Annotated in this window: 23 protein-coding genes; 11 read left to right on the top strand and 12 right to left on the bottom strand. The window is 67.4% G+C overall.

The window, feature by feature from the left end; all coding sequences use genetic code 11:
- Positions 1 to 2: 2 nt before the first annotated feature.
- Both GRI99_RS17770 and GRI99_RS17765 read left to right on the top strand, forming a co-directional pair.
- Positions 3 to 629 carry an ankyrin repeat domain-containing protein gene (locus tag GRI99_RS17770; protein WP_160773409.1) on the top strand — a complete coding sequence of 209 codons (627 nt, stop codon included), beginning with the start codon at positions 3 to 5 and terminating at the stop codon, positions 627 to 629.
- Positions 629 to 1,288 (top strand): COQ9 family protein, encoded by a 660-nt coding sequence (locus GRI99_RS17765; protein WP_160773408.1) that lies wholly within the window; start codon positions 629 to 631, stop codon positions 1,286 to 1,288. Before GRI99_RS17770 ends, GRI99_RS17765 begins: the two co-directional genes overlap by 1 nt.
- 158 nt (positions 1,289 to 1,446) lie before the next feature.
- On the opposite strand, the gene GRI99_RS17760 is transcribed toward GRI99_RS17765, so the two are convergent.
- Complete coding sequence (locus tag GRI99_RS17760) at positions 1,447 to 3,447, bottom strand: TonB-dependent receptor plug domain-containing protein (RefSeq protein WP_337192954.1); 2,001 nt, start codon at positions 3,445 to 3,447, stop codon at positions 1,447 to 1,449.
- 49 nt (positions 3,448 to 3,496) lie between these two features.
- Positions 3,497 to 4,117: a cation efflux transmembrane domain-containing protein gene (locus GRI99_RS17755; protein WP_160773407.1), complete on the bottom strand. Its 621-nt coding sequence runs from the start codon at positions 4,115 to 4,117 to the stop codon at positions 3,497 to 3,499.
- 67 nt (positions 4,118 to 4,184) lie between these two features.
- Here GRI99_RS17755 and GRI99_RS17750 point away from each other — a divergent pair, with 67 nt between their 5' ends.
- The 4 genes from GRI99_RS17750 to ssb all read left to right on the top strand — a co-directional run bounded on the left by GRI99_RS17750 (position 4,185) and on the right by ssb (position 7,531).
- On the top strand, positions 4,185 to 4,589 hold the full coding sequence (locus GRI99_RS17750) for a MerR family transcriptional regulator (protein WP_160773406.1): 405 nt from the start codon (positions 4,185 to 4,187) through the stop codon (positions 4,587 to 4,589).
- 188 nt (positions 4,590 to 4,777) lie between these two features.
- A complete protein-coding gene (locus GRI99_RS17745; protein WP_160773405.1) occupies positions 4,778 to 5,017 on the top strand; it encodes a FeoA family protein in 240 nt (79 codons plus the stop codon).
- Complete coding sequence (gene feoB, locus GRI99_RS17740) at positions 5,014 to 6,900, top strand: FeoB small GTPase domain-containing protein (RefSeq protein ID WP_160773404.1); 1,887 nt, start codon at positions 5,014 to 5,016, stop codon at positions 6,898 to 6,900. Before GRI99_RS17745 ends, feoB begins: the two co-directional genes overlap by 4 nt.
- A 76-nt stretch (positions 6,901 to 6,976) precedes the next feature.
- A complete protein-coding gene (gene ssb, locus GRI99_RS17735) occupies positions 6,977 to 7,531 on the top strand; it encodes a single-stranded DNA-binding protein (RefSeq protein ID WP_160773403.1) in 555 nt (184 codons plus the stop codon).
- 64 nt (positions 7,532 to 7,595) lie between these two features.
- On the opposite strand, the gene GRI99_RS17730 is transcribed toward ssb, so the two are convergent.
- Both GRI99_RS17730 and GRI99_RS17725 read right to left on the bottom strand, forming a co-directional pair.
- A complete protein-coding gene (locus tag GRI99_RS17730; RefSeq protein WP_160773402.1) occupies positions 7,596 to 8,117 on the bottom strand; it encodes a YceD family protein in 522 nt (173 codons plus the stop codon).
- Complete coding sequence (locus tag GRI99_RS17725; protein ID WP_160773401.1) at positions 8,114 to 8,635, bottom strand: ubiquinol-cytochrome C chaperone family protein; 522 nt, start codon at positions 8,633 to 8,635, stop codon at positions 8,114 to 8,116. Before GRI99_RS17725 ends, GRI99_RS17730 begins: the two co-directional genes overlap by 4 nt.
- Positions 8,636 to 8,845: 210 nt before the next feature.
- Here GRI99_RS17725 and GRI99_RS17720 point away from each other — a divergent pair, with 210 nt between their 5' ends.
- Together GRI99_RS17720 and hslV are read left to right on the top strand one after the other, a co-directional pair.
- Positions 8,846 to 9,316: an outer membrane protein assembly factor BamE gene (locus GRI99_RS17720; protein ID WP_160773400.1), complete on the top strand. Its 471-nt coding sequence runs from the start codon at positions 8,846 to 8,848 to the stop codon at positions 9,314 to 9,316.
- A 63-nt stretch (positions 9,317 to 9,379) separates the two neighbouring features.
- Entirely contained in the window at positions 9,380 to 9,940 is a 561-nt protein-coding gene (gene hslV / locus GRI99_RS17715; protein ID WP_160773399.1) for an ATP-dependent protease subunit HslV, read from the top strand.
- A gap of 10 nt (positions 9,941 to 9,950) precedes the next feature.
- On the opposite strand, the gene GRI99_RS17710 is transcribed toward hslV, so the two are convergent.
- Complete coding sequence (locus GRI99_RS17710; protein WP_160773398.1) at positions 9,951 to 10,268, bottom strand: hypothetical protein; 318 nt, start codon at positions 10,266 to 10,268, stop codon at positions 9,951 to 9,953.
- A gap of 220 nt (positions 10,269 to 10,488) precedes the next feature.
- Between GRI99_RS17710 and hslU the strand changes: the two genes are divergently transcribed.
- Both hslU and GRI99_RS17700 read left to right on the top strand, forming a co-directional pair.
- Entirely contained in the window at positions 10,489 to 11,787 is a 1,299-nt protein-coding gene (gene hslU, locus GRI99_RS17705) for an ATP-dependent protease ATPase subunit HslU (RefSeq protein ID WP_160773397.1), read from the top strand.
- Positions 11,788 to 11,801: 14 nt separating this feature from the next.
- A complete protein-coding gene (locus tag GRI99_RS17700) occupies positions 11,802 to 12,011 on the top strand; it encodes a DUF1737 domain-containing protein (protein WP_160773396.1) in 210 nt (69 codons plus the stop codon).
- On the opposite strand, the gene GRI99_RS17695 is transcribed toward GRI99_RS17700, so the two are convergent.
- Together GRI99_RS17695 and GRI99_RS17690 are read right to left on the bottom strand one after the other, a co-directional pair.
- On the bottom strand, positions 12,008 to 12,550 hold the full coding sequence (locus GRI99_RS17695; RefSeq protein ID WP_160773395.1) for a DUF6644 family protein: 543 nt from the start codon (positions 12,548 to 12,550) through the stop codon (positions 12,008 to 12,010). The two genes, GRI99_RS17700 and GRI99_RS17695, sit on opposite strands and share 4 nt — an antisense overlap.
- Positions 12,547 to 13,101 (bottom strand): hypothetical protein, encoded by a 555-nt coding sequence (locus GRI99_RS17690; RefSeq protein ID WP_160773394.1) that lies wholly within the window; start codon positions 13,099 to 13,101, stop codon positions 12,547 to 12,549. Before GRI99_RS17690 ends, GRI99_RS17695 begins: the two co-directional genes overlap by 4 nt.
- A 54-nt stretch (positions 13,102 to 13,155) precedes the next feature.
- On the opposite strand from GRI99_RS17690, the gene GRI99_RS17685 reads away from it, so the two are divergent.
- Positions 13,156 to 15,984, top strand: coding sequence for a M16 family metallopeptidase (locus GRI99_RS17685; protein ID WP_237438449.1), 2,829 nt, complete (start codon positions 13,156 to 13,158; stop codon positions 15,982 to 15,984).
- 3 nt (positions 15,985 to 15,987) lie between these two features.
- Here the strand turns inward: GRI99_RS17685 and GRI99_RS17680 are convergent, their stop codons facing one another.
- The 5 genes from GRI99_RS17680 to GRI99_RS17660 form a co-directional block, all read right to left on the bottom strand.
- Positions 15,988 to 16,503 carry a cytochrome c gene (locus tag GRI99_RS17680; protein ID WP_160773393.1) on the bottom strand — a complete coding sequence of 172 codons (516 nt, stop codon included), beginning with the start codon at positions 16,501 to 16,503 and terminating at the stop codon, positions 15,988 to 15,990.
- A gap of 15 nt (positions 16,504 to 16,518) precedes the next feature.
- Entirely contained in the window at positions 16,519 to 18,354 is a 1,836-nt protein-coding gene (locus GRI99_RS17675; protein ID WP_160773392.1) for an ABCB family ABC transporter ATP-binding protein/permease, read from the bottom strand.
- A gap of 39 nt (positions 18,355 to 18,393) precedes the next feature.
- Entirely contained in the window at positions 18,394 to 19,389 is a 996-nt protein-coding gene (locus tag GRI99_RS17670; RefSeq protein WP_160773391.1) for a retroviral-like aspartic protease family protein, read from the bottom strand.
- A 102-nt stretch (positions 19,390 to 19,491) separates the two neighbouring features.
- Complete coding sequence (locus GRI99_RS17665; RefSeq protein WP_160773390.1) at positions 19,492 to 20,952, bottom strand: oligosaccharide flippase family protein; 1,461 nt, start codon at positions 20,950 to 20,952, stop codon at positions 19,492 to 19,494.
- Entirely contained in the window at positions 20,949 to 21,977 is a 1,029-nt protein-coding gene (locus GRI99_RS17660; protein ID WP_160773389.1) for a glycosyltransferase family 2 protein, read from the bottom strand. Before GRI99_RS17660 ends, GRI99_RS17665 begins: the two co-directional genes overlap by 4 nt.
- Between the last annotated feature and the right edge of the window lie 112 nt (positions 21,978 to 22,089).

Raw genomic sequence — 22,089 nt, 5'->3', positions numbered from 1 at the left:
CAATGGCCGCCGTACGTACCCTGATCGCCGCGCTGGCGCCTGCCTTCCTGCTGGCGGGCCTCGCCACCCCTGTCGCCGCCCAGATGCTGTCGGAAGGCACCGAGTTCCTGCGCGCGATCGAGAAGCGCAGCGAGGATTCGAGCAAGGTGACCGAAATCCTCAACGTGCCCGGTGCCACCGTGATCAACGCGCGCGACCTGACCAGCGGGCGCACCGCGCTGCACATCGTGGTGGCGGACCGCGATGCCTCGTGGCTCAGCTACCTGATCAGCCAGCGCGCCAACGTGAACCTGGCCGATAACCAGGGCGTCACCCCGCTGATGCTGGCGGTGCAGATCGGCTATGTCGAAGGGGTGGAAGCCCTGCTGGCTGCCCGCGCGCGGGTGGACGTGACCAACTCTGCCGGCGAGACCCCGCTGATGTTCGCCGTCCATTCGCGCAGTACCGAGGTGATGCGCGTGCTGCTGCAGGCCGGAGCCGATCCTGACCGGCGCGATAACTCGGGCCGGTCCGCGCGCGACTATGCCCGCCTGCGCGGCGCGAACGACATTACCAACGATGTGCTTACCCGCTTTGAGCGGCCTGCCAGCCAGCGTGCCGGGTCGGCCACCTACGGGCCCAGCTTCTGATGGCGGGCGGCAGTCCGGATACGCTTGCTGCCCTGCGCCTGGCGCTCGCGCCCGAGATCGCCCGAGCGGCGGTGTTCGACGGGTGGAGCGATGCTGCCCTCGCTTCGGCGGCGGAGATGACCGGCACCGATCCGGCGCTCGCCCGCCTGGCGTTCCCCGGCGGTGCAATGGACATGATTGCCGCCTTCGTGGAAAGCGTGGACGCGGCCATGCTGGCCCGCTTTGCCGATGGCAGCCTGGATGCGATGAAGATCCGCGAGCGGATCAGCGCCCTCGTCTGGTTCCGGCTCGATCACCTGCTGGGCATGGAGGAGGCAATTTCCCGCGCCCTTGCCATCCAGGCCATGCCGCAGAACGCGGCCCGCGCGCTCAAGCTGGGCTGGCACAGCGCCGACGTGATGTGGCGGCTGGCGGGCGATACGGCCACCGATTACAACCACTATACCAAGCGGGCGATCCTGGCCGGCATCTATGCCGCGGCGCTGGCCGTCTATGTCAACGACGAGAGCGAGGGCAAGGCCGACAGCCGCGCCTTCCTGGCCCGCCGGATCGACGGAGTGATGCGGTTCGAGAAGGCCAAGGCCAAGTGGCTGGGCAAGGACCGCGAGCATTTCGACGTGGCCCGGTTCGTGGGCCGGTTGCGGTATAGCGGTTCCTGATCCCAGCAGGCAGCCGGGATTTGGTCCGGCGCAAGTCTATCCTATCGCCACCTTAGCCAAGGCGCTGCGGGATACAGCGTGGCGTCTGAAAGTGGGCGTTCTGACCACAGGCCGGAGCGTCTGAAATGGGGGTGGAAAGCGGACAATCGCATCCTCCGTCAACCTTCGCCAAAACGGAGCCGCACGCCGCCGTTGAGGATGAAACCTTCTAACGGTGCCCACGCATCAACGGTCCACTCGCCGCTAGGAGCGCGCTGCGGCAGCAGAAGCGGGTCGTATTTGGTCTGGCGCACATTCAGAATATTCTCTGCGTTCGCGAAGATGCTCACCCTGCCCAGACTTATCTCGCCAAGGACGCCCAGATTGAAATATGACCGGGAACGGCTTCGGTATGGATTATCCTCGAGGAATTGGGCGCCGGTATAATAAGCTTCGACCCCAATCCTGCCCTTGCCTTCTTCCTCCCACATGCCGACAATCCCTGCGGTATGCTTTGGCGTCAGCGGAACATCACTCCGTCCCGATCCGGCGCGAGCAGGTTCTGTGGCGTCGACGAAAAGATAACTGCCGGTGATCGTGAAGCCATCTTCCCTGTAGCGCAGAAGAAATTCGGAGCCGCGAACGCGGGTTGTACCGTCGATATTCACAAGCCGTACGCGGTCTGGGGCGGTTTCAAGCAGTCGAGTGGCGCTTTCGACATTCGTTCCGAACAAAGTCACATTCGCTTCCCAAGGGCCGTCTGCGTATCCCACGTCAAGCGAAGCCGTTCGAGCGGTTTCAGCCTTCAGGTTGCCGAGAGGCTCGAGACGCGAAAGACCAGCCGCTTCTATCTCTTCCACGAACGGCGTGGCTGAAAAAAAGCCTCCACCGGCGGATGCCCGGACTGTCCAATTTCCGGGCCGGTATAGAGCCGAGAACCGCGGACTGAACTGCGTGCCATACTCATCATGAAAGTCGACACGCGCGCTACCGGCCAAGGTCAACTCCGGCGAAACCTCATGTTCGAGCTGGGCAAAGATACCGGGTACATCATAGCTGTAGTCGAAAGCCGGAAAGGCGTCGGATTGGAACACATCCGACTGGAATGCGACGCCACCAACCAAAGAGGTCGCACCCTCACTTCGGGAGAGCGACGCTTCGCCGAAAATGCTCTGATGCCGGTCATCTTCCACCACCGTGCCGAACCGATGCAGATGGTCTTGCTGTGATGCGGAGGCTCGGATCGCGAGAGATCCCAGTCCGGATACGGGGGTTTCAGCGACGAGGCCTGCGTCAAATCGCTCGGTTTTTTGCGTCTGGGCGAATTCGGTCCCATCCGGAACTGTGCGGCCCGGCAAGGTTCCTCCAACTCGATCTTCTGTCATCGCGCCAAGGGTAAGATAGACGGAGGAGCCGTCTTCTGATCGCCATTGCAAACGAGGCCGCGCGGTTAACCGCTCATATGCCGGCATGTCGTACCAGCCGTCCCCATCGAGATCCTGACCGCTCTGACGATGTGCCCCTGCGGTGAGGGACAGACCAACGGTTTCGCCAATAGGTCCAGCCGCATAACCTGTCAGGTCTTGGCCATCACGGGAGGTAATGTTGCCAAGAACTTCGGCTTCGAACTCATTGCGAGGACGCTTGGAGATCAGATTGATTACGCCTCCCAGAGCCGACGCCCCGTACAGCGCTGAGGCGGACCCCTTGATGACCTCAACCTGCCCCAGATCAGTGGGCGGGATCTGCAATAGACCCAGTGATGCAGTCTGCCCCCCAAAGAGCGGTAGTCCATCAGCCAGAATTTGGGTGTAGCGCCCATCAAGTCCTTGGATGCGCACATTGGCGGCACCCAGAGCGGGTGAAGTTACTTGAACGCGCACGCCACCGGTTTCGCTTAGCAACATGCCGATGTTGCCGGGCCGCATGATTGCCTTTTCCTCGATCTCCTCCCGATCGATCACTTCAATGCGAATGGCCTCGTCTTGCACACGCCGGGCGAACCGTGTGCCTTGGACCAGGATCACGTCTTCCTCTTCGCCTTCGTCTTCGCCGGCCTCCTCGCGCTCTTCGGCGATCGCTTCAATTGGATCAGCATCATCTTGGGCCAGACTAGTCTGGGTGAACGTGCAAATAGCAATCGTGCCAAGGAGAAGCTTCGTTCGGAATGTCGCAATCACAGGGGAAGTCTTTCAAAATAGTGTGGAATTGATTGGGGGAACTTGCTTCTCAGCCCGACGCCAGTTCCCGGCGAGCTTGTGCGAACACTTCGGCACTACTCCAGATCGCCAAGAGGGCCATGATTGCGGCAACAAGCAGATCGGGCCAGGCGCTGCCGGTGCCAAAAACGCCGATTGCTGCAACGATGACAGCAACATTGCCGATCGCGTCATTGCGAGAGCAGAGCCAGACCGACCGCATGTTGGCATCACCGCCGCGAAAGCGGAAAAGCAGGACTGCGACGGCTACATTGACCAGCAGGGCAAGTGCTCCGACAAGGCCCATCGTCTGTGGTTCTGGATTTGCGCCTATGATCAAACCGTGAAGCGCAAAGCCTAGGACCCCTAGGCCAAACGCGAGCATGGATGCGGCCTTCAATAATGCCGCTCTGGCGCGCCAAGCGAGGGTCATCCCTGCCACCCCAAGGCTGACCGCATAGTTTGCGGCGTCCCCGAAGAAATCCAGCGCATCGGCTTGAAGAGAGCGGGAGTCTGCCGCGATCCCTGCGAAGATTTCCACCAGGAACATGGCTAGGTTGGCCAGCATAGCGACCCAGAGGATACGTCGCCACTGCGGGTTGTTTTGTGCAGAATTGTCAGGTTCGGGTGTTTGGCAGCAGGATTTTGCCATGCCGCTCTCCTTGCAACGTTCGAGTCGCGAGGACATATGCGCCTTGTAGCAACTACAAGGTCAAGCGATGCGTATCGGCGATTTGGCGCAAGCCACGGGCACTAAGGCCGAGACGATAAGGTATTACGAACGCGAGGGCATTCTGCCGGTCGCAGACCGGACGGACAGTAACTATCGCGACTATTCCGACGATCATGTCGTGAAGCTAACTTTCATACGTCGAGCACGGGAGCTGGGTTTCAGCATGGCCCAGGTACGCGAGCTGATTGCCTTGTCCGATCATGATGACAAACCTTGTGATGAGATCGACCAACTCGCGCGCGAACAGCTCGCCGAAGTCGAGCGAAAAATCGAAGATCTGGCTACTCTGCGAGACGAGCTCGGCCGAGTGATCCAGTCATGTCATGCCGATCGGATTGGAGAGTGCCGCATCGTTCAAAGCCTTGCGCGTCCGATTAGTCTGCGAGCTTAGACTGCAAAGGTACTGGTCTCGAGTCCGCAATGGGGTCGTTAGCGGACAGGCAGCTTTCGCGCGCCCAGATCAAGGTGGCGGCGCACGCAAACCACCCCTCCCTCCCTCGATCTGTATCATCTTATTGCGAAGCAGTTGCAATTAGTCCGCAGGTCTGGCAACCGCCGTTGCCGGGAGTTCCTGCACCGATGACACTCGATACCCTGCCCCCGCTCACCCGCGCCGAGATCGTCTCGGTGGATTGGACCGCGCTTGCCCCGGATGAGGCCAAGCGCCTGCAGGCGCTGGGGCTGGATGCCGGGGCGCGGGTGGCCATTGCCCATCGCGGGGTGTTTGGCGGCAAGGATCCCATCGCCGTGCTGATCGGGCGGATGACCGTGGCCCTGCGCCGCGTCCATGCCCGCGCCATGACGGTGCGCGAACTGTGAGCGAGGCCGATCCCGCAACCGCCCCGCAGGCTGCCGCCGCCCCCCGCGTGGTGGCCCTCGTCGGCAACCCCAATGCCGGCAAGAGCGCGCTGTTCAATGCCCTCACCGGCGCGCGCCAGAAGATCGCCAATTATCCGGGCGTCACGGTGGAACGCAAAAGCGGCCGCGTGGCCCTGCCCGATGGCACCACGGCGGAACTGATCGACCTGCCCGGCTCCTATGCGCTGGATGCCAGCAGCCCGGACGAGGAGGTGACCGCCAACGTGGTCATGGGCCGCTTCGCCGGCGAGGCTGCGCCCGATACCATCGTGCTGGTGCTGGATGCCGGCAACCTGGAACAGCACCTTGTCTTCGCCCAGGAGATCATCGCCCTGAAGCGCCCCACCGTGGTGGCGCTGAACATGGTCGACATGGCCGAGCGCGACGGGCTGGCGCTGGATCCCGCTGCCCTGGCCGATGCGCTGGGCGTGCCGGTGGTGCCCACCGTGGCCGTGCGCCGCCGCGGGCTGGCGGAACTGACCGCCGCCATTGCCGCTTCTGCCGGGCAGGACATGACCCTGCGGCACAAGGTGGAACGCCTGGGCCTGACCGAACGGCGTGTGGCCGCCCACGCCATGGCGGCAGGCGCGATCCTGTCCGAAAGCCACGCCCGCCGGCTGCACGCGCGGCTCGACAAGGTGCTGTTGCACCCCTGGGCCGGGCCGCTGATCCTGTTTGCCCTGCTGTTCGTGATCTTCCAGGCGGTGTTTGCCTGGGCCACCCCCTTTGCCGATGCACTGGAAGGCGTGGTGGGCTGGCTGATCGACCTGACCGTGGCCACCGTGCCGGCGGGCTTCGTGCAGGATTTCATCACGCAAGGCGTCCTCAGCGGCGTGGGCAGCGTGGTGGTGTTCCTGCCGCAGATCGTGATCCTGTTCGCCTTCATCCTGGCGATGGAGCAATCGGGCTATATGGCGCGGGCCGCCTTCATCATGGACCGGCTGATGGCCTATGTCGGCCTGTCTGGCCGCAGCTTCATTCCGCTGCTGTCCAGCTTTGCCTGCGCCATCCCCGGCATCATGGCCACCCGCTCCATCGCTGACCCGAAGGACCGGCTGACCACCATCCTGATCGCCCCGCTGATGACCTGCTCGGCCCGCCTGCCGGTCTATGCCGTGATCATCGCCGCCTTCATCCCCGCCACCGCCGTAGGGCCGGGCATCGGCCTGCAGGGGCTGGTGCTGTTCGGCCTGTACGTGGCGGGCATCGTGGGGGCCATGCTGGCCGCGCTGGTGCTGCGCCGCACGGTGACCAAGGGGGCGGCCAGCGGCTTCATCATGGAAATGCCCAAGTACCAGTGGCCGCCGCTGGGCGACCTGTTGCTGGGCCTGTGGCAGCGGGCGTGGATCTTCCTGCGCCGCGCGGGCACGATCATCTTCACCGTCACCGTGGTCCTGTGGCTGCTGCTGAGCTTTCCCAAGGCCGGCCCCGGCGAGAGCCAGAGCGAGGCGAGCATTGCCGGCCAGATCGCCAGCGGGCTGGAAGTGATCGTGGAGCCGATCGGCTTCAACCACGAGATCGCGCTGAGCTTGATTCCCGCCATGGCCGCGCGCGAGGTAGCCGTGGCCAGCCTGGCCACCACCTATGCCGTGGACGCGGCGGACGAGGATGCCCAGGCCCAGGCGCTCGGCCCCCGGCTGGCGGCAGACTGGTCGCTGGCAACCGCGCTGGCCTTCCTCGCCTGGTTCGTCTTAGCCCCGCAGTGCCTCAGCACCATCGCGGTCGCGCGGCGCGAGACCAACGGCTGGAAATGGCCAATGGTGATGATGGGCTACCTGTTCGGCCTCGCCTATATCTTTGCCGGGCTGACCTATTGGACGGCGGTGGCGCTGGGGCTTGGGTAAAACCCACCGCACCGGCCTTTGCCATCCGGCCCCGATTGGCTAGGCCATCCGCCTATCCAAGAGAGGACATGATTCGATGGCGGGCAGCGTCAACAAGGTAATCCTGATCGGCAACCTGGGCGCCGACCCGGAAGTGAAGAGCTTCCAGAACGGCGGCAAGATCTGCAACCTGCGCATCGCCACCAGCGAGAACTGGAAGGACCGCCAGACCGGTGAACGCAAGGAGCGGACCGAGTGGCATACGGTCGTGCTCCAGTCCGAAGGGCTGGTGGGCGTGGCCGAGCGCTACCTGCGCAAGGGCAGCAAGGTCTACATCGAAGGCCAGCTGCGCACCCGCAAGTGGCAGGATGCCAACGGCAATGACCGCTATACCACCGAGGTATCGGTGGGCGGCATGGGCGGCGTGATGACCATGCTCGATGGCCCGCAGGGCGGCGGTGGCGGCCAGCGCAGCGGCGGCGGCGGCATGTCCGGCGGTGACGACTGGGGCTCTGGCGGTTCGGGGGGCGGCGGATCGCGCGGCGGCTCGTCCTCGGGCGGAAGCGCAGCGGGTGGCGGCTGGAACCAGGGCGGTGGCGCTGGCGGCGGCTCCAGCTTCGGCGACGACCTGGACGATGACATCCCGTTCTGATCGGGCATACCATCAGGCGGAAACAGGGGCCGGGGCGCAAGCTCCGGCCCTTTTCGTTGTGTCCTCAGTCCTTCTTGCCCAGCAGCGCGGCCAGCCCTTCGGCCAGCGCGCCCTTTGGCCCTTCGTCATCGAGGTTGTACTGGCGACGGTATTCGTCGGCGCCGGGGCCCTCGGCATAGGGATCGATGGCCAGGGCCAGCTCCTCGGCCACGGCTTCGCCCACGTCCACCAGCGCGCCGTCATAGGGGATTTCGTCCAGCTCCTCGGCCGCCAGTTCCACTTCCTCGCCGGCCGCAGATGGCGTGGCGGTGGGCACGAAGGTGAAGGCCAGCGGCTCGCTGATGGCCACCGGCAGGTCATCGCCGGTCACCGCGCAGCTTTGCACGACGTCGGCCGAAAGTTCGCCCGTCACCTTCACCCGCTCGCCCTCGGCCACCAGGGAAACGGTGGCCTCCAGCCGGTCGATGGCCACCAGCGAGAACCGCCTGGCCAGCGCCGCGCGTTCCGCCTCGTTTGCCACCAGGTGCTGCGCGGCATCGGCCAGGTGGCGCGGATCGAAGGCGCGGCTGAATTCCGGAGCGGTCACAGGCTGATCCGTCCCTTGCCGATCTCGTCCTCAGAGGCCGCGGCCAGGGCGTCGCGATAGGCCAGCACGCCTGCGGCCAGGCCCGCTGGGTCGCCGCCGCCTTCGCGCCAGTGGTGGTTGCGTTCCAGCGCTTGCGCCACCGGTTCAACCCCGCCGGCGGCAAAGGCATCGCGCAGCGCCCCCATGCGGCCGCCCAGCGCGGCCATCAGCTTGCCCATGTGCTTGCCGACCACCAGGTCACCCACGCCGGATTCGCGCAGCTGGCCGTCCATGTCCTCCACAAACAGTTCGGTCAGCAGCGCGCAGCGGGCGGCCAGCGCCGGGGTCTGCTCCATCCGCAGCATGGTGACGGCCAGCATGGTGGTGACCATGTCGAAACGCCCGTCGACCGTGTCGGCCACGCCGTGGCGGGCATAGAATTCGGGCGTCCGGCTCAGCTCGATCACGCGGTGCCAAAGCGGCACCAGTTCGCTGCGCGGATCGGGGCCGGTGCCCAGCAGGCGGGAAAGAAAGGACATGGGCAGCCACAGGCTCCTGAAGACGGGTTGACGGGCGGGCCATGCGCCCGGTTAAGCGGCGGTTCAAGCCTTTCACGCCAAGCCGCCGCCACCGGCATTGCGCCGGCGCGCGCCAGCCCCTAAGGCTTGGACCAAGGTAATATGTGGCCGGGTTGCCGCGCCCGCAAGGCGGGCGAAAGCCCCGGCCGATCGAAGGACGGATAGGACACCATGCAGAGCTTCGTGCGGATCGCGGTCGCGGCTGGCTTCGGATTGCTGGCCACCGGCTGCTCCTCGATCGAGGCTTCGCGCGGCTACCTGGTGGACGAGGTGTTGGTCGCCGCGGTCCAGCCGGGGCTGGACAACCGCGAATCGGTGCAGGGCACGCTGGGCCGCCCCACGCTGACCAGCCAGTTTGGTGAGCCGGTGTGGTACTATGTCGCCAGCCGGACCGAGCAGGCCCCCTTCACCCGCCCGCGCATTGCCACGCACCGCGTGCTGGCCGTGCATTTTGACGCGGCGGGCAATGTCACCCGCATGGACCAGACGGGGATGGAAAACGTCGTCCGCCTGGATCCCGACAGCGACAAGACGCCCACCCTGGGCCGCCACCGCACCTTCCTGCAGGACCTGTTCGGCAATATCGGCACGGTCGGCGCGGCGGGCATGGGCGGCGGGGCCGGCGGCGCGGGCGGGCAGTAAGCCCCGCCTTCCCGTAAGTCGCGCGTTCTTGCACCCCTGCGGCGTGGCTCCCATATGCGCGGCATGAACGATCACGCACACAGCCACGGCCTGATTCCCTGGCACGGCACCACCATCATCGGCGTCCAGCGCGATGGCCGCACGGTCATCGCCGGCGATGGCCAGGTCAGCATGGGCAACACGGTGATGAAGCCCAACGCGCGCAAGGTGCGCCGGCTGGGTGAGGGTGGCAAGGTCATCGCCGGGTTTGCCGGGGCCACCGCCGATGCCTTCACCTTGTTCGAGCGGCTGGAAAGGAAGCTTGAGGCGCATCGCGGGCAACTGCTGCGCGCTGCGGTGGAGCTGGCCAAGGACTGGCGCACCGACAAGTACCTGCGCAACCTGGAAGCCCTGATGATCGTGGCCGATGCCGAGGTGATGCTGGTGCTGACCGGCAACGGCGACGTGCTGGAGCCCGAAGGCGGGATTGCCGCCATCGGCAGCGGCGGCAATTATGCCCTGGCCGCCGCCCGCGCCCTCTCCGATTACGAGACCGACGCCGAGAAGATCGCCCGGCGCGCCATGGCCGTGGCGGCGGAACTGTGCGTCTACACCAATGACCGCGTGACGGTGGAAACGATCTAGGGTCCTGACCCTAGGCCAGCAGCACCGCGCCGGCCACGGCCACGAGCAGCACGGCATAGGCAAGCGGCACCCGCTCCAGCCACCGCGCCGCGCCGTCCTGCTGCACCACCGGCTGGCAATCGCGCCAGTGCCGCCACAGCAGGATCGCCGCCAGCGTGGCCGGCGGCGCCATGTTCACCAGCCACACCCTGCCGCGCAGCAGCCAGTACGGGGCCTGCGGATCGAGGGCCAGCGGCGGAGCGGCCACCGCGCACATGCCGGGCATGAACCAGCCGGTGCCAACAACTACCTGCCACGCCGCCTCCACCGAGGTGCGCCCCGCCAGCACGTCGCCCAGCGCGCGGGCTCAGGCATGATAGGTGTATTCGTCCCCCCGCCAGTCGGCATTGTGCAGGGCCAGCAGTAGCAGGCCGGCCCCCAGCGCCACGGCGGCGGCAAGCAGCGCGATCACCAATTGCGGATGCAGGCGGGGCAGGGTGGCGATGGTGCGAACTCCGCTGGCCGGGTGGACTTGCAGGGGCGCGGCACGCTTGCCACATGGGGGGCCTATGGACAACCTGACACCCAAGGCAATCGTCGCCGCTCTGGACGAACACATCATCGGCCAGGCCGAAGCCAAGCGCGCCGTGGCCGTAGCCCTGCGCAATCGCTGGAGGAGGCAAAGGCTCTCCGCCGAACTGCGCGACGAGGTCACGCCCAAGAACATCCTGATGATTGGCCCCACCGGCTGCGGCAAGACCGAGATCAGCCGCAGGCTGGCCAGGCTGGCCGATGCCCCTTTCGTGAAGGTGGAGGCAACCAAGTTCACCGAGGTCGGCTATGTCGGCCGCGACGTGGAGCAGATCGCCCGCGACCTGGTTGAAGAAGCCATCCGGCTGGAAAAGGACCGCCGCCGCGAAGCGGTGCGCGAGGCTGCCAGCAAGGCGGCGATGGAGCGGCTGCTCAATGCGCTGGTGGGCGAAAGCGCCAGCCAGGCCACCCGCGAAAGCTTCCGCCAGCGGATCGTCGAAAACGCCATGAACGACACCGAGGTGGAGATCGAGGTGGCCGACGCGCCGCAGATGCAGATGGACATTCCCGGCCTTGGCGGCGGGGCAACGATGATCAACCTGTCCGAAATGATGGGCAAGGCCTTTGGCGGCCCGCCGAAGAAGCGCCGCAAGCTGAAGGTGCCCGATGCGTGGGACAAGCTGGTGGAGGAAGAGGCCGAACGCCGCATGGACCAAGACGATGTGGCCCGCGTGGCGCTGGCCAATGCCGAAACCAACGGCATCGTGTTCCTGGACGAGGTGGACAAGATCGCCGTGTCCGACGTGCGCGGCGGCTCCGTTTCCCGCGAAGGCGTGCAGCGTGACCTGCTGCCGCTGATCGAAGGGACTACGGTTGCCACCAAGTACGGCCCGATGAAGACCGACCACGTGCTGTTCATCGCCTCTGGCGCGTTCCACGTGGCCAAGCCCAGCGACATGCTGCCCGAACTGCAGGGCCGCCTGCCGATCCGCGTGGAGCTGCAAAGCCTGACCGAGGAGGACTTCGTCCGCATCCTGTCCGAAACGCGGGCCAACCTGGTCAGCCAGTACCAGGCCCTGCTGGCCACCGAGGGCATGACCGTGACGATGGACGAGGGCGCCGTGCGCGAAGTCGCCACCATCGCCGCACAGGTCAACGCCAGCGTCGAGAACATCGGCGCGCGGCGGCTGCAGACGGTGATGGAAAAGCTGTTCGAGGAGCTGAGCTTCACCGCCGAGGACCGCCAGGGCGAGACGGTGGCGATCGATGCCGCCTATGTCCGCGACAGGTTGGCGGGGCTGGCGGGCAACGCGGATTTGAGCAAGTATATCCTGTGACCGGAGACCGATCGATGTCGACCACCCCGCCGCCCGGCAAGCTCCCCTATCGTCTGCTCACCGGCAAGGACGACCGCGAGTTCTGCGAGCGCGTTTCACAGGCGCTGGAGGAAGGCTGGCACCTCTATGGTCCGCCGCGCACCCATTTCGACTGGTGGCGCGGGGAGAACAAGTGTGCCCAGGCGGTGGTGTGGCCGGGCTATGGCGGGACGCCCGCGGCCTAGCCGCACCAGGCGCACCAGAACCAGGCGGGCGGGCGGAACGCGGTGATCACCCGGCCCGCCGCGATCACGCCGGTCCAGCAGACCAGGCTGACGAGGGCGAAGACACGGGCCTGCCAGGGGGCCGCATCATCCGGCCCCAGCCCGCGCAGGCGCCGTGCCGCCAGCAGGTAGAAGGCCGCCATGTTCACCCCCGCCAGCGCCAGCAGCACCATCTTGATCTGGAAGGCGGGGTTATAAAGATACTGGTCGGGCGCGCTGGCCACGAACAGCGTGCCGCTGGCCAGGCTCAGCACAAAGCCCATCACGCCGAACGGCACCAGCCGGTGCATGGCGGCAAAGGGGATGCCGCGGAACAGGCCCAGCAGGCGCAGGTCGAAGAAGCCGACGCTGCCGAATAGCAGGGTGAGGCCGGTGAAATGGACGATTTCCGCCAGCGGCCAGCCCCAGGCCGAATAGGCGATATCGTAGAGGCCGGTGTCGATCGCCCAGTCGACGATCTTCACCGGGTCGAGCACGCGGTCCACCGGATAAGCGCTCATGGCAGCACCTCCGCCGTGGTCAGCATGGAATAGGTATAGAGCAGCAGCTTGCCCGCGCCCACGCCGCCCAGCCACAGCGCCAGGGCCAGCGCCGCCTGCGGCTTGCTGCCACCGTGCAGGACCCGCCCGGTCAGCAGGGCGGCGGCGATCAGGCAGGCGAACTTGGCGGCGAAGATCCAGTTGGTCAGCGCCTTGGCCGGATAGCCTGCCAGCAGTGCCAGCCCGCTGATGGATGCCAGCACGGCCCCCAGCCACAGCACCGGCACCAGCCGCCGCCACGCTGCCACTTCTCCCGGCCCGCCCGCCAGCACCCGCAGGTTGATCGCCAGCCCGCCGCCCACCAGCAGCGCCATGCCCCAGGCGTGGCCGATCAGGGCCACGAAATAGGCGTAGAAATCCTCGCGCATGAACACGCTGGGCGGCGTCTGTTCAAGCCAGGCGAGTGCGGTGATCATGCGGCCGGGTGTATCACGGCCTGCGACCAAGTCACCCGTCGACCAAAGGCGGTGTCCGGTCGAGCGGCCGGTGCGCTTGCGGCGCGCCGTGGACATGGTTTAGGCTGAAACCGGTTGTATCTGTGACCGGCCAGGGGACCATTCTTGCACATGACCATGTTCAGATCCGTGCTGCTGGCCGCCTGCGCCGTGCTGGCCCTTCCGCTTCCGGCCAGTGCGCAGGAAGCTGCCGGAACCGCGCTGGAAGTGCCGCCCATCGCCTATGATCGCTGGCAACTGCCCAACGGCCTTACCGTGATCGCCTTGCGCGATCCTTCCACCGCCACGGTCACCACCAGCCTGTGGTACGATGTGGGGGCCAAGAACGATCCCGAAGGCCGCAGCGGCTTTGCCCACCTGTTCGAGCATATTCTCAGCCGCAAGACCGAGAACATGCCCTACAACCTGATCTACTCGCTGGTGGCGGACGTGGGCGGCACGCGCAACGCCTCCACCAGCCCGGACCGGACCAATTACTTCGAGACGGTGCCGGCCGAATACCTCGAAACCATGCTCTGGACCCACCGTGAGCGGATGGCCCTGCCGGTGATCGACGACCACGTGTTCGAAAGCGAGCGCGGCGTGGTGAAGGAGGAGCTGCGCACCCGCGTGCTCGCCCCGCCCTATGGTATCCTGCAACGCTTCGTGGTGCCCGAAGCGGGCTTCGACCTGCTGCCCCAGCGCCGCCCCTCCATCGGCGTAATGGCCGACCTCGACGCTGCCACGCTGGACGATGCCCGCGCCTTCCACCAGGCCTATTACGGGCCGGACACGGCCACGCTGATCGTAGCGGGCAACTTCGATCCGGCGAACCTGCGCGCGCTGGTCGAGCGCTATTTCGCCGACATCCCGCCGCGCACTGCGCCGGTGGACGTGGCCATCGCCGCGCGCGAGCCGGGCCGCACCGCGCCGCGCACCATCGTCGCCCGTGCCCCCGGCGTGCCGCTGCCGGTGGTGGCGACCTTGTGGCAACTGCCCGGTGCCGCACACCCTGACATGCCGGCGCTGGAAGTGCTCGGCGCGATCATGGCGCGCGGCGAATCGAGCCGCGCCTACCTGGGCCTGGTCCTGCCGGGGCTGGCGGTGGAGACCGAAGCCTATGTCGATACCGCGGAGGAGGGGAGCCTGTGGCTGCAATCGGCAACGGTCAGCGCCGGGGCCGATCCGGCGGTGGCGGCGCAGGCTCTGGCTGCGGTAACGGCGGCCCTGCGTGACCGGCCGGTCAGCACCGCCGAACTGGCCGAGGCCAAGGCCGAACTGGTAGCCGACAGTCTGCGCGGGCGCGAAACCGCGCGCGGACGTGCCTTCGAGCTGGGCGAATACCTGGTGATGACCGGCGATCCGCAAGCGGCCGACCGGCGGCTGGCGGGGATTGCGGCGGTGAGCGTGGAGGACGTGCAGCGCGTCGCCCGGCTCTATCTGGCACCCGACGCCCGCACCGATATCACCTATGCCAGCGGCCCGCACGATCCGGCGGAATACGCCAACCCCGTGCCCATGCCGCAGTTCGTCACCCTGCCGCCGCCCACCGGCGCGCCGCGCGTGGTGCTGCCCGATGGCGAGCGCCAGCCGCCGCCGGCAGCGGGCGAGCGGCCCGCCGTGGCCGTGCCCGCGATTGCTCGGAGCAGGCTGGCCAACGGGCTGGAGGTGATTGCCACGCAGACCGGCGACGTGCCGCTGGTGACGCTGAGCGTGCTGCTGCCCGGCGGCAGCGCCAGCGATCCGCGCGGGCAGGCGGGCCTGGCCAACCTGGCGGCCTTGCTGGCGGGCAAGGGCACGTCCCATGCCGATGCGCGTAACCTGGCCCGGCGGCTGGAGGGGCTGGGGGCAGACCTGTCATCCGTGGCGCGCAGCGATGGCACCGTATTCATCCTCACTGCCCCGCGCGCGGGCGTGGCCGAGGCCGGCGCGATCCTGGCCGACATGATCCGCAACCCCACCTATCCGGCGGACGAGGTGGCTCGCGAGAAGGCCCGCACGATTGACGGGCTGAGCGTGGCCATGCGCGAGCCGGGCAGCCTGGCGGGCATGGCCATGCGCCCGCTGCTCTACGGCGCGGCGCCCTATGGCACGGTGGGCGGCGGCACGCCCGAGAGCCTGGCCGCGATCACGCGCGAGGACCTGCTGGCCCACGCGCACGGGTGGTGGCGGCCCGCCGGCACGCAGGTGGTGGTGACTGGCGGCATTGCGCCCGAGGATGCCTTTGCCCTGGTGCAAGGCCTGCTGGGTGACTGGCAGCCCGCCGGGAGCCCCGCGCCCGCCCCGGTGGCGGACCGGGCGGGGCCGCCGCAGCCGGTCCGCACCGTGGTGATCGACATGCCCGATGCCGGACAGGCCGCCGTTGTGCTGGCCGCGCGGGGGCCATCGCGCCGGGCGGAAGATGCCTATGCGCTGGACCTGGCCAATGCGGTGCTGGGCGTTGGCGCCAACGGGCGGCTGTTCGAGGAAATCCGCACCCGCCGCTCGCTATCCTATGGGGCCTATTCCTCGATCGGCAGCACGGCCGATGATCCGGCGATCGTGGCCAGCGCGCAGACCGCCAATGCCACGGCAGACGAAGTGGCGGCGGTGATGCTGGAGCAGTTCGCGCGGCTGGGGGCAGAGCCGCTGGATGCCGATACCGTGGCCCGCCGCCGGCTGCTGCTGGCCGGGGGCCGCGCGCGGGCGCTGGAAACGGGCGCGGGCTATGGCGGGGTCATGCTGGACCTGCTGGCCCAGGGCATCGATCCCGCCGAAGTCTCGCGTTATGCCGAGCGGCTGGACGCGGCCAGCGCGGCGGCGGCCTCGGCGGCGGGCGCTCACTGGTTCGATCCGGCGCGCACATCGCTGCTGATCGTTGGCAATGCCGCCGAGTTCATCGACGACTTGCGCGCCATCAGGCCCGACGTGGAGGTAATCCCGGTGGCCGAGCTGGACCTGGCGAGCGCGACTTTGCGCTAGGGCTCAGGCCTCCGGATACCAGAAGGCCGAGTGGCACCCGGCACAGGCCCCGTCCATTTCGGGCATGATCTCGGCCAGCCTGGCCGCATCGCGGGCGCGGGCGACGGTTTCCAGTTCGCGGGCCTTCGCGGCGAAGGCCGCGGCAAAGGCGCGATAAGCGGCGGGCTGGGCATCAAGGCTGGCCTGCACCACGTCCATCGACACCTCGTAATCCTCGGTCGCCCAGTTGCCGGGGCTGGCCGCGATGAAGCGGTCGGCCGCGGCCATCCGCTCGGTCGATTCGGCCAGCCTGGCGGCATTGTCGGCAATCTGCGTCCATCCGGCATCGGCGATCAGCGCCGGCGAGATGTTGCCGTTGTCGTCCAGCGCCTCGTTGGTCACGTCCCAGATGGCGACGATGGCGGGGTTCACCTCGGCCTGCATGGCATGGCGCACGTCTACCGGCGCAGGGTCCTGCGATCCGGCGGCGCTGGCGCTGGCCAGCAGGGCCAGGCACGAAATTGCAAGAATGGCACGCATGATCCGATCCTCTCTCTACTGGGCGGGCTCGGGGATGGCTTCCCCTTCCTCCGCCTCGTCGCGCAACTGGCGCGTCCACATGTCGGCGTACAGGCCATCGTGGCGCAGCAGGGCGGTATGGCTACCATGCTCCGCCACGCGCCCATCCTGAATGACGTAGATCAAATCCGCGTCGGCAATGGTCGACAGGCGGTGGGCGATGGCCAGGGTAGTGCGCCCTTCGGACACGCGGCGCAGGGTGGCCAGGATATCCTGCTCGGTCTGCGAATCGAGTGCGCTGGTCGCCTCGTCCAGCAGCAGGACCGGGGGATCCTTCACCAGCGTGCGGGCAATGGCCACGCGCTGCTTCTCGCCGCCGGACAGCTTCAGGCCGCGCTCGCCCACTTCGGTTTCCAATCCCTGCGGCAGCTTCTGGATGAAGGGCCAGATGGCCGCCCCGCGCGCGGCCCGCTCGATCTCGGCATCGCTCGCGTGTTCGCGGCCATAGGCGATGTTGTAGCCGATGGTATCGTTGAACAGCACCGAATCCTGCGGCACGATGCCCAGGTGCGCGCGCAGGCTCTCCTGCGTCACCTGCGCTATGTCCTGCCCGTCGATCAGCACCCGGCCGGCCCACGGATCGTAGAAGCGGAACAGCAGGCGGCCGATCGTGCTTTTCCCTGCGCCCGATGGTCCCACCAGCGCGATATGCTTGCCCGCCGGTGCCTCGAAGCTGAGGCCGTGGAGGATCTGCCGGTCACGCTCGTAGCCGAAGTCCACGTTGTCGAACACCACGCCGGGCCGCCGCACCACCAACGCGGGTGCGCCGGGCACGTCGGCCACTTCCACCGCCGTATCCATCAGGCTGAACATGGCGGCCATGTCGATGATGCCCTGGCGGATCGTGCGATAGACCCAGCCCAGCATGTCCAGCGGGCGAAACAGCTGCGCCAGGTACGTCTGCACCAGCACCAGGTCACCCGGGGTCAGGTTGCCCTTGCTCCACTGCCACACGGTAAAGCCCATCGCGGCAGCCATCAGCCCGTTCATCAGCACCGCCTGGGCGATATTGAGCCAGGCCAGCGAGTTCTCGCTCTTGATCGCGGCCTCGGCATACTGGCGCGCAGCGCGGCCATAGCGCTCGCGCTCGCGCCCCTCGGCGCCGAAGTACTTCACCGTCTCGTAGTTCAGCAGGCTGTCGACCGCGCGGGCCATGGCTAGGCCATCCAGGTCATTCATCGCCTTGCGCAATTCGGTGCGCCATTCGGTGACGCGGCGAGTGACCCAGATATAGAGGACCACGGTAATTGCCGTGGCGGCCACCACTTCGAAGCCGAACTTGATCTGGAAGATCACCCCCACCACCGCCAATTCCACCACCGTGGGCAGGATGTTGAACAGCAGGAAGTAGATCATCGAGTTGATCGACTTGGTGCCGCGTTCCACCACCTTTGTCACCTCGCCCGTGCGGCGCGAGAGGTGGAAGCGCAGCGACAGGCGGTGCAGGCGGGCGAACACGTCCTCGGTCAGCTCGCGCACCGCGTCCTGCCCCACGCGCTCGAACACCACGTTGCGCACATTGTCGAACAACACGGTGGCAAAGCGCCCGGCGGCGTAGGCAAACACCAGCCCCAGCGCCACCCATAGCGCGGGGTCGCCTTGCGCCGACATGGTGTCCACTGCGTTTGCGTAGGCAAAGGGCAGGGCCAGCACCACCACCTTGGCCAGCAGCACGAACAGCGCGGCCACCATGATCCGGCGGCGCAGGTCTGGCCGGCCATCGGGCCACAGGTAGGGCAGGAAGCGGCGCACGGTGGCCCAGCCACCATCGTGGGTGGGGATCGTAGTGGTCTTCTCTGTCGGCGGTCCCATGCGGCACCAAGTGGGCCGCTATCGTGCCTTACGCAATAGCTAGAGCCGCCCGAAGTCCACCGCGGTGGGCAGCGAAGCGCCCGGCGGCAGGTCGAACAGCACCCGCCGGCTGGGGAAGTCGATCGCCACGCGCTCGAACAGGTGCAGTTCGTTCATACCCAGGATCAGGGCCGGTTCGTCATCCAGCTCCAGCGCCGCGAAGGTGGGGCTGGGCGTGAAGGTGATCATCAGGTTGTTGATCTGCGCGCGGCCGAAATCCAGGCTGCGGATCGACCGCATCATGCCGGTGGTCTGCACCCCGTTGATGTCGGTCATCTCGGTCTCGGTGTTCTGCCGGGCGCGGCGCAGGCGGTTTTGCAGCGCCTCGTTGCCGATCGACCCCTGCGCCCCGGTATCCACCACCACGGCGGTGCGGATACCGTCGATCATGGCACTGGCGATGATCAGCTGGCCGTTGCGGGCGCGGGCGCGCACCACGATGTCGAACCCGCGGGTGCTGGCGCGCTCGCTGGAATGGGCGATGTGCATCTCGCGGTTCTCGAAATCCAGCAGCACGCGGCGGTCCTGCAGGCTGTCCAGCCCCAGGATGCCGTCGGCCCCGCCGATGTTCTCCCCGTCGACCAGCGCGGCGCGGGCATCGAAGGCGCTGTGGTCGCCAAAGGCGATCTCGGCGATCTGCGCGGTCTGCACCTGGCGGGTGGAAGCCATGCCCACCAGCGTGGCGGTAGATCGCTCGGTCAGTTGCAGGTGGTCGGCCAGGGCATGGCTGAGCACGGTGGCCTGGGCCCCGGTATCGACCATGAAGCGGAACGGGCCCTGGCCGTTCAGTTGCACGGCCACGGTCATCCGGCGATAGGCATCGACCTGCATGGCCAAGGTCTGGGCCAGCGTCTGCGCCAAGTCGGTGGTGGCGGCGGGTGCGGCGGCGGCAACGGGCGCGCCCTCCCCCGGCAAATTTGCCACCTGCGTGTTGGCGGCGGCCCCGGCCGGCAGTGCGGCCAGCGACAAAGCGGCAGCGAACGTGCGCCAGTCCATCCCGTGTGCTCCCTTATTGTAGGGAGAGAAATACCACAGGACCGCGCTGCCCTACAATGGCAGGCCAAAGGCGGTAGCGGCGGCCGCGAACCAGGCGGCGAATCACGCCTGGGGGCGTACGGGGCGGGGCCGTTTCACCTGTGCCAGGGCGATGTGGACTTCGGCCAGGAAGGGGTGGCGCACCAGCACCAGTGCGGCCAGCCAGCACAGCACACCAGCAGCCACGAGGCCCAGCAGGGTCGCCAGGCCCATGTCGGCCCCGAACCAGCCGAACCATTGCGTGGCGGCCAGCGGGGTTCCGGCTGCCAGCGCGCACAGGCCGCTCTTGCCATAGGTTAGCGCCGCCTGGCCCCAGGGCATGGCCAGCAGGTGGCCCAGCAGCGCGGCATAGATCGCGAACCACACCGCGCCGGTGGCGATGCGGCTCATCGCCGCGGCCTCAACACCCCACAGGCAGAATGTGGCCAGCAGGCCCACGGTCAGCGCGGTGTCGATCAGGTTGACCCACACCAGTGTCCTGATCCGGCCAAGCAGGATGGGAATGTCCATCTGCAGCGGGATGGCGATGAAGAACATCTCGGCAATCGCCGTCCAGCGCAGCAATGGGGCCACCTCGATCCAGTTGGGACCATAAAGCAGCAGCACCACCGGCTCGGCCGCCAGCGCCAGGCCCAGGGCGGCGGGCCATTGCAGTGCGGTGTTGCAGGCCACCAGGTGCAGGTAGGGCGCGGCCAGCGGCTCGCCCGCGTCGCGCTTTTTCGCGAAGGCGGGATAGAACACGGCGTTGATCGCCCCCACTACCAGCATCGACATCTGCCCCGCCAGCGCGCCCGCGCGGGTAAAAAGGCCGGTGGCAGTCACCCCCAGCAGGCGGCCTACGATCAGATCCTGGCTCCTCATGCCCACCGATCCCGACAGGCTGAGAATGAAGGAGGCTCCGCCGAAGCCCAGCATCGGGCGGACGATCTCATAGGCGCGCGGCCAGCGCGGCAGCACCGGCATCAGCACCTGCACCACCACCAGCTTGGTCAGGGCCGTGGCCAGCATCCCCCAGGCAAGCGAGGCCGGCCCGGCACCATTGGCCGCCGTCGCCACCGCCACCATGCCGCCCACCAGCGCAGAGCCGGCATTGGCGAAGAATAGGGCGCGGAAATCCATCCGCCTGGTCAGCAGCGCGGCGGGCACGATGCCCAGCGGCAGCGCCACGTAGGATGCGGCGATGATCAGCACCAGGCTGGCCAGCCCCGCCTCGCCATAGAACGATTCGAGCGGCCGGGCGGCCAGCGCCACTACTGCCGCCACGGCCCAGCCGATGCCGGTGGCCACGGCAGCATAGTCGCGCACGTGCTCCATCCGCATCTGAGGCTGGCCGGTCACGAAGCGGCTGATGCCCATGTCCTGGAAGATCGACACCACCATCGCCGCCGCCAGCGCGATCGAGAACAGCCCCACGTCAGCCGGCAGCAGGAACAGCCGCGAGATAATGACGCTGGTGGCGAACTGGATGGCGAAGCTGGCGTACTGCGCAGCTACCGACCACAGCGCGGCGCGGCGGATGCTCATCGGCTGGCCAGTGCGGCGGCCAGGCGCAGGGCGCGCGCCGGCTCGCCAAAGCGCAGCAGGCGGGCGGCGGTGCGCCACAGGTCGCGCCCGGTGCCGCCCTCCTCGACGTGCTGCAACAGCAGGTCATAGCCCGCGCCGGTCATCGCCTCGCGCGAATAGACGAGGGACCGGGCGGCGCGGCCGCGCACTTCCTGCGCCACATCGGGGCGGCCGAACAAGGCATCCAGTTCGGCCAGCGGGGGCAGGGCGTCCAGCGTCTCGGTGGGGTCCGGGCGGCCGGCGGCGCGCTCGGCCTGCGCCAGGCGGGCCACGGCCACGCCGATCTGCTGCTCCACCGCGTGCCGCTGCGAGACCTGCCCCGCATAGTGGCGATAACGCAGCAGCCGCCGGGGCAGGTTGGCGATTCGGGTGCGGTCGGCCAGCCGCAGCCACAGGTCGAAATCCTCGCAGTGGCGAAAGGCCTTGTGATAGCCGCCGACCGACAGCACCACGTCGCGCCGGTAGATCACGGTGGGGTGGGCCAGCAGCGGCCCGCCACGCACCACGTTGGCCAGGAACTCCTCGTGCGTCACCGGATGGTCTTCCGGCCCGGCAGTGCAGGGCTCGCCATATTCGTCGATATCGGTGGTCCAGCTTCCCAGCACGCCCACCTCGGGGTGTTCGGCCAGAAAAGCGAGCTGGGCGGAGAACCGGTCGGGCGCCGCCAGGTCGTCGGCATCCATCCGCGCCACCAGCGGCGCGCGGGCCAGGCCCAGCAACTGGTTGAGGCTGGCCACCAGTCCGCGATTCTCCCGCACTATGGGGATCACGCGCGGGTCGCGCGCGGCATAGGCGCGCAGGATATCGGGGGTGCCATCGCTGGAGCCGTCGTCCACGATCAGGAACTCGAAGTCGGCAAAGTCCTGCGCCAGCACGCTATCGATCGCCGATTCGAGGAAGCGCGCGCCGTTATAGACGCTCATCGCCACGCTCAGCGGCGGTGTGGCCCCGGTGGAACCTTCATGGATGGCACTGGCACTGGTCATCGAACGGCCCGGGTGATTCCTGTCTATGGCTAAGCGCCCCTTACGCGTGCGGGCGTAAAGAACGGGTCAACCGCAGGCGCGCTGTGCCAGATCGGGGTTAAGGAAGGCTGGA

Origin of the sequence: Alteraurantiacibacter buctensis, from assembly GCF_009827655.1 — a bacterium.
GTDB classification, from domain to species: domain Bacteria; phylum Pseudomonadota; class Alphaproteobacteria; order Sphingomonadales; family Sphingomonadaceae; genus Alteraurantiacibacter; species Alteraurantiacibacter buctensis.
The sequence above is the reverse complement of the archived record's forward strand: the minus strand, read 5'-3'. Positions and strand labels throughout refer to the sequence as shown.

Bases quoted from the DNA above. Each gene is read 5' to 3' on its own strand.
- GRI99_RS17770 (WP_160773409.1), top strand. From the start codon at position 3: ATGGCCGCCGTACGTACCCTGATCGCCGCGCTGGCGCCTGCCTTCCTG.
- GRI99_RS17765 (WP_160773408.1), top strand. From the start codon at position 629: ATGGCGGGCGGCAGTCCGGATACGCTTGCTGCCCTGCGCCTGGCGCTC.
- GRI99_RS17755 (WP_160773407.1), bottom strand. From the start codon at position 4,117: ATGGCAAAATCCTGCTGCCAAACACCCGAACCTGACAATTCTGCACAA.
- GRI99_RS17750 (WP_160773406.1), top strand. From the start codon at position 4,185: ATGCGTATCGGCGATTTGGCGCAAGCCACGGGCACTAAGGCCGAGACG.
- GRI99_RS17745 (WP_160773405.1), top strand. From the start codon at position 4,778: ATGACACTCGATACCCTGCCCCCGCTCACCCGCGCCGAGATCGTCTCG.
- ssb (WP_160773403.1), top strand. From the start codon at position 6,977: ATGGCGGGCAGCGTCAACAAGGTAATCCTGATCGGCAACCTGGGCGCC.
- GRI99_RS17725 (WP_160773401.1), bottom strand. From the start codon at position 8,635: ATGTCCTTTCTTTCCCGCCTGCTGGGCACCGGCCCCGATCCGCGCAGC.
- GRI99_RS17720 (WP_160773400.1), top strand. From the start codon at position 8,846: ATGCAGAGCTTCGTGCGGATCGCGGTCGCGGCTGGCTTCGGATTGCTG.
- hslV (WP_160773399.1), top strand. From the start codon at position 9,380: ATGAACGATCACGCACACAGCCACGGCCTGATTCCCTGGCACGGCACC.
- hslU (WP_160773397.1), top strand. From the start codon at position 10,489: ATGGACAACCTGACACCCAAGGCAATCGTCGCCGCTCTGGACGAACAC.
- GRI99_RS17700 (WP_160773396.1), top strand. From the start codon at position 11,802: ATGTCGACCACCCCGCCGCCCGGCAAGCTCCCCTATCGTCTGCTCACC.
- GRI99_RS17695 (WP_160773395.1), bottom strand. From the start codon at position 12,550: ATGAGCGCTTATCCGGTGGACCGCGTGCTCGACCCGGTGAAGATCGTC.
- GRI99_RS17690 (WP_160773394.1), bottom strand. From the start codon at position 13,101: ATGTCCACGGCGCGCCGCAAGCGCACCGGCCGCTCGACCGGACACCGC.
- GRI99_RS17685 (WP_237438449.1), top strand. From the start codon at position 13,156: ATGACCATGTTCAGATCCGTGCTGCTGGCCGCCTGCGCCGTGCTGGCC.
- GRI99_RS17680 (WP_160773393.1), bottom strand. From the start codon at position 16,503: ATGCGTGCCATTCTTGCAATTTCGTGCCTGGCCCTGCTGGCCAGCGCC.
- GRI99_RS17675 (WP_160773392.1), bottom strand. From the start codon at position 18,354: ATGGGACCGCCGACAGAGAAGACCACTACGATCCCCACCCACGATGGT.
- GRI99_RS17670 (WP_160773391.1), bottom strand. From the start codon at position 19,389: ATGGACTGGCGCACGTTCGCTGCCGCTTTGTCGCTGGCCGCACTGCCG.
- GRI99_RS17665 (WP_160773390.1), bottom strand. From the start codon at position 20,952: ATGAGCATCCGCCGCGCCGCGCTGTGGTCGGTAGCTGCGCAGTACGCC.
- GRI99_RS17660 (WP_160773389.1), bottom strand. From the start codon at position 21,977: ATGACCAGTGCCAGTGCCATCCATGAAGGTTCCACCGGGGCCACACCG.